The organism is Candidatus Rokuibacteriota bacterium (assembly GCA_016209385.1).
Lineage (GTDB): Bacteria > Methylomirabilota > Methylomirabilia > Rokubacteriales > CSP1-6 > JACQWB01.
The window spans coordinates 1-10,902 of record JACQWB010000167.1; the positions used below are offsets into that span (position 1 = coordinate 1).

7 protein-coding genes and 1 pseudogene are annotated in these 10,902 nt (G+C 69.6%); all 8 read left to right on the plus strand.

Annotation, left to right across the window (positions count from 1 at the left end):
* Positions 1–360 precede the first annotated feature (360 nt).
* The 8 genes and pseudogenes from HY726_11635 to glgP all read left to right on the plus strand — a co-directional run bounded on the left by HY726_11635 (position 361) and on the right by glgP (position 10,902).
* Positions 361–627, plus strand: a complete 267-nt coding sequence (locus HY726_11635) for a hypothetical protein (GenBank protein MBI4609647.1) — start codon at positions 361–363, stop codon at positions 625–627.
* A 77-nt stretch (positions 628–704) separates the two neighbouring features.
* Positions 705–1,058, plus strand: coding sequence for an SPW repeat protein (locus HY726_11640; GenBank protein MBI4609648.1), 354 nt, complete (start codon positions 705–707; stop codon positions 1,056–1,058).
* Between the two features lie 91 nt (positions 1,059–1,149).
* Positions 1,150–2,406: an acetate kinase gene (locus HY726_11645; GenBank protein MBI4609649.1), complete on the plus strand. Its 1,257-nt coding sequence runs from the start codon at positions 1,150–1,152 to the stop codon at positions 2,404–2,406.
* Between the two features lie 69 nt (positions 2,407–2,475).
* Positions 2,476–3,525: a fructose-bisphosphate aldolase class I gene (locus HY726_11650; protein ID MBI4609650.1), complete on the plus strand. Its 1,050-nt coding sequence runs from the start codon at positions 2,476–2,478 to the stop codon at positions 3,523–3,525.
* Positions 3,522–4,769, plus strand: a complete 1,248-nt coding sequence (locus HY726_11655) for a 6-phosphofructokinase (protein MBI4609651.1) — start codon at positions 3,522–3,524, stop codon at positions 4,767–4,769. Before HY726_11650 ends, HY726_11655 begins: the two co-directional genes overlap by 4 nt.
* A complete protein-coding gene (locus HY726_11660) occupies positions 4,766–7,150 on the plus strand; it encodes a phosphoketolase family protein (GenBank protein MBI4609652.1) in 2,385 nt (794 codons plus the stop codon). The genes HY726_11655 and HY726_11660 overlap by 4 nt, the downstream gene beginning before the upstream one ends.
* On the plus strand, positions 7,147–8,811 hold the full coding sequence (locus HY726_11665; GenBank protein MBI4609653.1) for an alpha-D-glucose phosphate-specific phosphoglucomutase: 1,665 nt from the start codon (positions 7,147–7,149) through the stop codon (positions 8,809–8,811). Before HY726_11660 ends, HY726_11665 begins: the two co-directional genes overlap by 4 nt.
* Before the next feature lie 41 nt (positions 8,812–8,852).
* A pseudogene (gene glgP / locus HY726_11670) lies at positions 8,853–10,902 on the plus strand (alpha-glucan family phosphorylase).

The following is a 10,902-nucleotide window of genomic DNA, read 5'->3' on the forward strand; positions in this document are numbered from 1 at the left end:
CAGCGTCGCGGTGCCAGGGGCCCAGTGAATAGCCGCAGCCGCCCGCTGCCGACGGGCGATTGCGGCGTGCAGGCCGTTTGGCGGTCTCACCTGCACGGCTGCAAACCGATCACCGCGGGCACCTTGGCCGGTTTTGCAATGAGCGAAAGGAGATCCGCCCTCGTGAAACCTGCTCAGGTTGACGCAATAGCGCATTCTTGAGGTTCATAATACTCATCGCGCTCTTCATGGTTGGTTGTCACTTGCTCCACGGCCATGGGGGCCATGGGGGGCGGAAAGAGGAAGATGACGAGGCCCCGCGGAAAGACCGGGGGCAGAGCGGGCCGGGCGGGCACAAGCACTAAGAAGGGAGAAGCAGACATGCGGGGACCTTTGAACCTCAAGGTGGTCATGTGGTCGCTGGGCTTGTTCGGTGCCATCAGCTTCACGCTCTGCGTGATCTACGGGCTCCTGGTGCCCTCGGCCTTGAACATGCACCAACTTCTTCAAATCCTCCTGCCCGGGTTCAAGTGGTTAAGCGTTCGGAGCTTTCTCCTCGGGTTGGTGGAGAGCTTTCTCTACGGCGTCTATGCAGGCCTCGTTTACGTGCCCCTCTACAACGGGCTGCACCGGCGGTGGGCGGCCTGAGCGCGGGGGTCAGCCGAGAGAGGGTCGCGAAGGCTGCGGTGTGCGTGGCTGCGAGACGAGCGGCAAGGGAGCGGGCTATGAAGGTGCGATGGATTGTGATGGCGCTGGGTCTCTGGCTCATCGTGTCCCCGTTTGTGCTCGGAACGAGCCGATACCCCGCGGTCCTCTGGACCTGCGTGATCGCCGGGGTGATCATCGGCGCCTGCGCCTACGTGGGAGGGCTCCCGGGCCAGGCCTGGGCGAACTGGCTGGGCTTCAGCGCGGCCTTCGCCCTGGTTGTGGCTCCCTTCTACCTCGATTATGCGCACATCGCCCCGGCCAAATGGAACGCGGGCATCGTGGGGATCGTTGCGGCGGCCCTCAGCCTGTGGGACCCGGTCAAGTCGCGTCAGGTCCCCTTCCGGGATCACGTGAGGCAGAACCGGCCATAGCGGGAATCGGGAGGCATCGTCCAGGTCGGTGGCGAAGGCCCGGGCAGGTGTGGACCGAGCGGTGGAGGATGACGCGAGCGGTGCGATGCCCATGAACATCCTTGTCCTGAACTGCGGCAGCGCCACGGTGAAGTTCCAGGTGATTGCGATTGACGGCCCGAAATTCTCGGCTGGCGGAGAGCGTAGGCTCGCCCGCGGGACGATCGACCGGCTGGGGTCCCAAGCAATTGCTTTCTTTGAGGCGGCGGGGGGCGCGACACACAGGGGAATGGCGGCCATTCCGGACTATCGAACGGCAGTCGAGCGCATTCTGGCGTGGGTCTGCTCGGCGGAGTCCGGCATCAGTGAGATTAACCGTCCGAGCGACTTCGGGGCGGTCGGCCACCGCGTGGTTCATGGCGGTACGCGCTTCACGGAACCGGTCCTGATCGATGAGGACGTGCTCGCGGCCATCGAGGCTCTGGGCGAGGTCGCGCCGCTGCACAACCCGCCGGCGGTCAGCGGCATGCGGGCCGCCCTCCATGCCCTGGGGCCATCCACCCCGATGATCGCGGTCTTCGACACGGCCTTCCATCACACCCTGCCGGAGCACGCGTACACGTATGCCATCCCCTACGAGCTGGCGGGCCGCCACGGCCTTCGACGTTACGGCTTCCACGGCACCTCTCACCGGTATGTGGCCGAGCGGTACGCGGAGATAACGTCAAAGCCGCTCGACAACGTAACGCTCATTACCCTTCACCTGGGCAACGGCTGTTCGGCCACGGCCGTCAAGAGAGGCGTGGCCGTGGATACCTCGATGGGCTTTACGCCGTTGGAGGGCCTGGTGATGGGCACCCGGTCGGGCGACCTCGATCCGGCAGTGCTGGAAGTCCTGGCCCGGAAGGAGGGGCTCTCCCTGACCCAGGCGATCGACCTTCTGAACGGCCAGTCCGGCCTCCTGGGCCTCTCCGGCCGGAGCCACGACATGCGCATCCTCCTGAAGGCGGCCGGTCAGCCAGGGGGCGAGCGCGCACGCCTTGCAATCGAAGTCTTCTGTTACCGCGTACGCAAGTACATCGGGGCCTATCTGGCCGCCCTGGGTGGAGCCGAGGGCGTCGTCTTCACCGGGGGCATCGGGGAGAACGCGCCAGCGGTCCGGGCGCGGATCTGCGCCGGGCTTCAGTGGTTTGGACTGACACTGGACCCCGCACGGAACAACGCGGCGGCGGCGCAAGAGGCCCGCATCAGCACGGAAGACTCCCGTGTGCATGCCTGGGTTATTCCCACAGACGAGGAGCTGCTGATCGCCCGGGACACGGTCCGCTGCCTCGCGGAGGCTTCGGCGAGGGGGACGGGCGCGGGGTGAGACGAGGGACAGCGCAGGCCCCCGGAGGCCGGACGCGGCCGGCCCTGTGGGAGAACGAAGGAGGACGCCATGAGCACGACGGAGTTGGAGGCCACGGCGCGGGCCCTGGTGCCCCCAAGGAAGGGGATCCTGGCGGCCGACGAGAGCCACCCCACCATCGGCCGGCGCTTCGAGGCCGTGGGGATCCCCAACACCGACGAGCACCGTCGCCTGTATCGGCAGATGCTGTTCACCACTTCCGGCATCGCGGAGTTCATCAGTGGGGTGATCCTCTTCGACGAGACCATCCGCCAGAAGGCCGACGACGGAGCGCCCTTCCCGGAGCTCCTCGCCCGACAGGGGATCATCCCCGGCATCAAGGTGGACAAGGGGGCCAAGCCCCTGGCGGGTGCGCCCGGGGAGCGCATCACGGAGGGGCTCGACGGCCTCCGCGAGCGGCTGGCCGAGTACAAGGCCCTCGGCGCGCGCTTCGCCAAGTGGCGCGCCGTCATCGCCATCGGCGACGGGCTGCCCAGCCGGCACTGCCTTGACACCAACGCCCACGCCCTGGCCCGCTACGCGGCCCTCTGCCAGGAGGCGGGCCTGGTCCCCATCGTGGAACCGGAGGTCCTCATGGACGGCGACCATCCCATCGAGCGCTGCTTCGAGGCCACGGAGGCCGCCCTTCACGCCGTGTTCCGCGCCGTGGTGGGCCAACGGGTGGTCCTGGAGCACCTGCTCCTCAAGCCCAACATGGTCCTGCCCGGCGCCGGGTGCCCCCGCCAGGCCAGCATCGCCGAGGTGGCGGAGGCTACGGTGCGATGCCTCCTCCGGGCCGTGCCGGCTGCCGTGCCGGGCATCGTCTTCCTTTCCGGCGGGCAGGACGAGCGGGCCGCCACTGCGCACTTGAACGCCATGAACGCGCCGCCCGGCACCCGGCCGTGGCCCCTGAGCTTCTCCTTCGCCCGCGCCCTGCAGGCGCCGGCTATGCAGGCCTGGGGCGGCGAGGCCCGCAACGTCGCCGCCGGGCAGCAGGCTTTCTACCATCGGACCCGGTGCAATGGCGCCGCCCGCGAGGGGCGGTACACGCCCGAGCTGGAGGAGGCCGCCGCCGAGCCCATCGGGGGGAGGCGCCCATGAAGACCCTGGCCATCGTGGTGGGCGGCGGGCCCTCCCCCGGCATCAACGCCGTCATCGTCGCGGCCACCATCGAGGCCCGCAACAGCGACCTCCGGGTCCTGGGCGTCCGCACCGGCTTCCGGGCCCTGGTGCGGGGCGACGCGGAGGCGGCCCGGGAGCTGGAGATCGGGGATGTCTCCCGCATCCACTTCGAGGGGGGCTCCATCCTCGGGACCTCGCGCGTCAACCCGGCGCGGACCCCGGAGGACCTCCGCGCGGTCGTGGAGGCCCTCCGGCGCCTGGGGGTTTCCTACCTCCTGACCATCGGCGGGGACGACACGGCGTTCGCGGCCTCGCGGGTGGCACACGCCATGCCCGGGCAGTTGGCCGTCGTCCACGTGCCGAAGACTATCGACAACGATCTTCCCCTTCCCCCGGGAGTGCCGACCTTCGGGCACACCACCGCGGTGAACCTGGGCAAGGAGCTTGTCGAGAACCTGATGCGGGACGCGGCCACCATGGGGCGCTGGATCTTCGTCACCGTGATGGGGCGGCACGCCGGGCACCTGGCCCTGGGGATCGCCGGCGCCGCCGCCGCCACCCTGGCGGTCATCGCGGAGGAATTCCCCGCGGGCCAGGTGCCGCTGGACCGGCTGGCGGACATCCTCGAGGGGGCCATCATCAAGCGCCGAGTCCTCGGGCACGAGGACGGGGTGGCGATCCTCGCCGAGGGACTGCTGGAGAAGCTCGACCCGGCCACCCTCGGCGCCGTGGAGCGCGACAGCTACGGCAACGTGCGCCTGGGGGAGCTGGAGCTCGGGCGGATGCTGAAGTCGCACGTGACGGCCAACCTCGCCGCCCGGGGCCTCGCGGTGGGCATCGTGGCCAAGGACCTCGGGTACGAACTCCGCTGCGCCCCGCCGGATGGGTTCGACATCCAGTACTGCCGCAGCCTGGGCTACTGGGCCGTCCGCTTCCTCCTCCAGGGCGGGACCGAGGCCATGGTGACCATCCAGGGCGGCCGCCTCGTGCCCATGGCGTTCCGCGAGATCGTGGACCCCACCACCGGGCGCATCCGCGTGCGCTACGTGGACGTGACGTCCGAGATGTACCGGACTCTCGCGGCCTACATGATCCGCCTGAAGCCGGAGGATCTGGCCGATCCCGAGCGGGTCCGCGCGCTGGCCGCGGCCGCGGCGCTCGGCGAGGCGGAGTTCGTGGCGCGCTTCGGTCCCGTCGTGTCCGGCAGGCCACGGCCCGGATGAGGGGAGGAGGAGACATGAGGGAAGAACTGCTGTCGCCCGAGGAGCTGCAGGCGATCGACGCCTACTGGCGCGCCGCGAACTACCTATCCGTGGGGCAGATCTATCTCCTGGCGAATCCGTTGCTGCGTGAGCCGCTCACGCGCGAGCACGTCAAGCCGCGGCTGCTCGGGCACTGGGGCACCACGCCGGGCCTGAACTTCATCTACGTGCACCTGAATCGTGTCATCAAGCAGCACGACCTCGGCATGATCTTCGTCGCGGGCCCCGGGCACGGCGGTCCGGGGGTGGTTGCGAACACCTACCTCGAGGGCACCTACAGCGAGGTGTACCCCAATGTCTCGCAGGACGCCCCGGGGATGGCAAAGCTCTTCAGGCAGTTCTCGTTCCCCGGGGGGATCCCGAGCCACGTCGCCCCGGAGACGCCGGGGTCGATCCACGAAGGGGGCGAGCTGGGGTACGCCCTCTCCCACGCCTACGGCGCGGCCTTCGACAACCCCGACCTCACCGTGGCCTGCGTGGTGGGGGATGGGGAGGCGGAGACGGGCCCGCTGGCGACAGCCTGGCACTCCAACAAGTTCCTCAACCCGCTCCAAGACGGCGCGGTCCTGCCCATCCTGCACCTGAACGGCTACAAGATCGCCAACCCGACGGTGCTCGCCCGGATCCCTCCCGAGGAGCTGGAGAGCCTCTTTGTCGGATACGGGTACCAGCCCTACGTGGTTGAGGGGTCCGAGCCGGCCGTCATGCACCAGCAGATGGCCGCCACCCTCGACACCGTGATCGCCGAGATCCGGACCCTCCAGCACGGGGCCCGTACGAAGCAGGGGCCCACGCGGCCTCGGTGGCCGATGATCATCCTCCGGACCCCCAAGGGGTGGACGGGCCCGAAGGAGGTCGACGGTCTCAAGACCGAGGGATCGTGGCGCTCGCACCAAGTGCCGCTCGGCGATCTGGCCGGGAAGCCCGAGCATCTCCGCCTCCTCGAGGCCTGGCTGCGGAGCTATCGCCCGGAGGAGCTCTTCGACGAGCGGGGGGCGCTCAGGCCCCACCTCGCCGCGCTGGCGCCGACGGGCCGGCGCCGCATGGGCGCCAACCCGCACGGCAACGGCGGCGTGCTGCTCAAGGAGCTCCGGATGCCGGACTTCCGAGAGTACGCCGTTGAGGTGCCCACGCCCGGGGCCGTGATCGCCGAGGCGACGCGCGCCGTCGGGGGCTTCCTGCGTGACGTCATGCGGCTCAACCAGGACAGGAAGAACTTCCGGGTGTTCGGCCCGGACGAGACGGCCTCGAACAGGCTCTCGGCCCTCTTCGAGGTTACCGATCGGACCTGGGTCGGCGAGCGGATCCCCGAGGACGACCACCTGGCCCCGGACGGCCGGGTGATGGAGATCCTGAGCGAGCACACGTGCCAGGGCTGGCTGGAGGGCTATCTCCTCACCGGCCGCCACGGGTTCTTTTCGTGCTACGAGGCGTTCATCCACATCGTGGACTCGATGTTCAATCAGCACGCCAAGTGGCTCAAGGTGACCCGCCAGATCCCGTGGCGGGCGCCCATCGCCTCCCTGAACTACCTGTTGACGTCCCACGTCTGGCGCCAGGACCACAACGGGTTCTCCCACCAAGACCCGGGGTTCATCGATCACGTGGTCAACAAGAAGGCCGATGTCATCCGGGTGTACCTGCCCCCCGACGCGAACACGCTGCTCTCCGTGACGGACCACTGTTTGCGGAGTCGCAACTACGTCAACGTCATCGTGGCGGGGAAGCAACCGGCGTTGCAGTACCTCGACATGGAGGCCGCGATCAGGCATTGCACGGCCGGCATCGGCATCTGGGAGTGGGCGAGCAACGACCGGGGGGCGGAACCGGACGTCGTGATGGCGTGCGCGGGCGACGTTCCGACCCTGGAAACCCTGGCGGCCGTGGACCTGCTGAGGCGGCACGCCCCCGACCTGAAGATCCGGGTCATCAACGTGGTCAACTTGATGAAGCTCCAGCCGCAGAGCGAGCATCCCCACGGCCTGCCCGACAAGGAGTTCGACACGCTCTTCACGACCGACAAGCCCATCATCTTCGCCTTCCACGGCTACCCCTGGCTGATCCATCGGCTCACGTATCGGCGGACCAACCACAAGAATCTCCACGTCCGGGGCTACAAGGAGGAGGGCACGACGACGACGCCCTTCGATATGGTCGTCCGCAACGACCTGGATCGCTTCCACCTCGTTGCCGACGTCATCGACAGGGTGCCGAAGCTTGGGGCGGTCGCCGCGTATGCCAAACAGGCGATCCGGGACAAGCTGATCGAGCACCGGGAGTACATCCAGGGGGTCGGCGAGGACCTGCCGGAGATCCGCGACTGGGCGTGGAACCAGGCATGAGGGCGCGTCAGGTTCACCCGCTGGCCGGCAAGCCGGCCCCGCCGGAGCTCCTGGTGGACGTCGCGAAGCTGGTGACGGCGTACTACACCGAGCGGCCGGACCCTTCCGTTCCGGAGCAGCGCGTGGTGTTCGGCACCTCGGGACACCGAGGCTCCGCGTTCCAGGTGGGGTTCAACGAGGGACACATCCTGGCCGTCACCCAGGCGATCTGTCGCTACCGCGAGGCGCACCAGATCGACGGGCCGCTCTTCCTGGGCTGGGACACCCATGCCCTGTCCGAGCCGGCCCGGGTGAGCGCCCTGGAGGTGCTGGCGGCCAACGGCGTCGAGGTGATGGTCGACATCCACGACCGCGTCACCCCGACCCCCGTGATCTCCCGTGCCATCCTCGCCCACAACCGCGGCCGGACCACGGCCCTCGCCGACGGCATCGTCATCACGCCCTCGCATAACCCGCCGGAGTACGGCGGGTTCAAGTACAACCCCCCGTCGGGCGGCCCGGCCGACACCGGGGTCACCGCCTGGATCGAGCGCGAGGCCAACGCCCACCTCGCCGACGGGCTGCGGGGCGTGGCCCGCATCCCTTACCAGCGGGCCCGGCGGGCGGCCGCCGTCCACCGCTTCGACTACGTGACCTCCTACGTGGAGGACCTCGGCGCGGTGATCGACGTGGCGGTGCTCCGAGGGACATCCCTCGCCATCGGCGTCGACCCGCTCGGGGGGGCCAGCGTGGGGTACTGGGAGGCCATCGGCGAACGGCACGGGTTCCGCCTCCAAGTGGTGAACCACGAGATCGACCCGACCTTCCGCTTCATGACCGTGGACTGGGACGGGGCCATCCGGATGGATCCGTCCTCGCCCTACGCCATGGCCGGGCTGATCGGGCTTCGCGATGGCTTCGACCTGGCCTTCGCCAACGACCCCGATGCCGACCGCCACGGGATCGTGAGCCGGGGCGGCGGACTCCTTGAGCCCAACCACTTCCTGGCCGTGTCCGTCGACTATCTGTTCCGTCATCGGCCGGCCTGGAAGCAGACGGCCGAGGTGGGCAAGACCGTCGTCAGCAGCGGCATCATCGACCGCGTGGCGGCCCGGCTCGGCCGGCGGCTCGTGGAGGTGCCGGTGGGGTTCAAGTACTTCGTCGACGGACTGTCCGACGGCTCGCTTGGCTTCGCGGGCGAGGAGAGCGCGGGAGCCTCCTTTCTGCGGCTCGACGGGACCGTGTGGACCACCGACAAGGACGGCCTCATCATGGGCCTCCTGGCGGCGGAGATGACCGCGCGGACAGGCCGCGATCCTGGCGAGCAGTACCAGGAGCTCACGCGCGCGCTCGGCGAGCCGGTGTACGAGCGCATCGATGCCGAGGCCACGCCGGAGCAAAAAGCCGCCTTGCAGCGCCTATCGCCCACGGATCTCCGGCTCGCCGAGCTGGCCGGAGAGCCGGTCACGGCCATCCTCACGACGGCCCCCGGCGACGGGCGGCCCATCGGGGGCATCAAGGTCGTCGCCGAGCACGGCTGGTTCGCCGCGCGTCCCTCGGGTACCGAGGCGGTCTACAAGCTCTATGCGGAGAGCTTCAAGGGCCGGGACCACCTCCGCAGCATCCAGGAAGAGGCTAGCGCCATCATTCAGAAGGCCTTCGAGGCGGGTGGCGGCCGCTGAGCGGCACGCCGGACCCTCGATGCGCCGCCAGGAGATCACGCATGGCTAACACGAGACCGATCCCATCGTCACCACCGGCCATCAACCTCGAGTCCCTCACGGAGCTTGCGCTGGACCTGCGCTGGTCGTGGAACCACAGCGCCGACGAGCTCTGGGCCCAGCTCGACCCGGAGCTCTGGGCCCTCACGCACAACCCCTGGGTGGTGCTGCAGACGGTGTCGCGGACCAAGCTCCAGGAGGTCCTGGCCCGGCCGGAGTACCGGAGTCGGGTCGAGACGCTCCTTCGCCTCCGGCGCGAGTATCTGGACTCCGCGGCCTGGTTCCCGGGCCGCCACCCCCAGGCGCCCCTCAGCGGGGTCGCCTATTTCAGCATGGAGTTCGGCCTCAGCGAGGCCCTCCCCATTTATAGCGGCGGCCTCGGCAACGTGGCCGGCGACCAGCTCAAAGCGGGGAGCGACCTGGGCGTCCCGGTGATCGGCGTCGGGCTCCTGTACCAGCAGGGGTATTTCCGCCAGGCCATCACGGCGGACGGCAGCCAGGAGGCGCTCTACCCGTACAACGCGCCCGGGCAGCTCCCCATCAGCCCGGTCCGGGACGCGAGCGGCGAGTGGCTCCGCCTCGTGTTCTCGCTCCCGGGCTACAAGACGTGGCTCCGGGCCTGGCAGGTGCAGGTGGGGCGGCTCCGGCTCTACCTGCTCGATAGCAACGACCCGGCAAACCCGCCGGCCATCCGGGCCGCGTCACCAGCGAGCTGTACGGCGGCGGCGCGGAGCTGCGCCTCCGGCAGGAGCTCGTGCTGGGGATCGGCGGGTGGCGGCTGCTGCGGGCCCTCGGCCTCCAGCCCGAGGTCTGCCACCTCAACGAGGGGCACGCGGCCTTTGCGGTGCTCGATCGCGCCCGGACCTTCATGGAGGAAAGCGGCCAGCCTTTCGACGTGGCCCTGGCGGTCACACGTGCCGGCAACCTCTTCACCACGCACACCCCGGTGCCCGCGGGCTTTGATCGCTTCCCACCGGCCCTCATCGACCAGTACCTCCGGCGGTACGCCGAGCGGGGCCTGGGCATCGGTCTCCACGACCTCCTGGCGCTCGGCCGGGAGGACCCCGAAAACCCGGACGAGCCGTTCAACATGGCCTACCTCGCCCTCCGAGGAAGCGGCGCGGTCAACGGGGTGAGCCGCCTGCACGGCCAGGTGAGCCGTCGGCTGTTCCGGGGCTTCTTCCCTCGCTGGCCCGACGCGGAGGTTCCGGTGGGCCACGTCACCAACGGGGTGCACGTCCCCACGTGGGACTCCGCCGAGGCCGACGCGCTCTGGACGCGGGCCTGCGGCGGCGACCGCTGGCGCGGGACATTGGACACCATCGAGCGCGACTTCTGTTGCGTGCCCGACGCGGACCTGTGGGCCCTGCGCGGGACCGCCCGCAAGGCCCTGATCGAATACGCCCGCGAGCGGCTGGCCCAGCAGCTTGCGGCGACGGGCGCGCGCGAGGAGGAGATGGCGCGCGCGCGCGAGGGTCTCGACCCCGACGCGCTCACCCTGGGTTTCGCCCGGCGCTTCGCGACCTACAAACGGCCGAACATGCTGTTGCACGACCGGGAGCGGCTGCTGCGCATCCTGAAGGACCCCCAGCGGCCGGTGCAGCTCATCATCGCCGGGAAGGCGCACCCCGCCGATGGGGCCGGACAGGCGATGATCAGGGAGTGGTTCCAGTTTCTCCGCCGCCCCGAGGCGCGCCGGCGCGTGGTCTTCATCCCCGACTACGACCTGCTCCTGGCCGAGCACCTCGTCCAGGGCGTGGACCTCTGGATCAACACGCCGCGCCGGCCCTGGGAAGCCAGCGGAACGAGCGGCATGAAGGTGCTGGTCAACGGCGGCCTGAACCTCTCGGAGCTGGATGGGAGGTGGGCCGAGGCGTACGCGCCCGAGGTGGGCTGGGCCCTGGGCGACGGGCAGGAGCACGGCGACGACCCCGCCTGGGACGCGGCGGAGGCGGAGGCGCTGTTTACCCTGCTGGAGCACGAGGTCGTGCCGGCCTTCTACACCCGGGACGCCGGGGGCATCCCCACGGCCTGGGTCGCCAGGATGCGCGA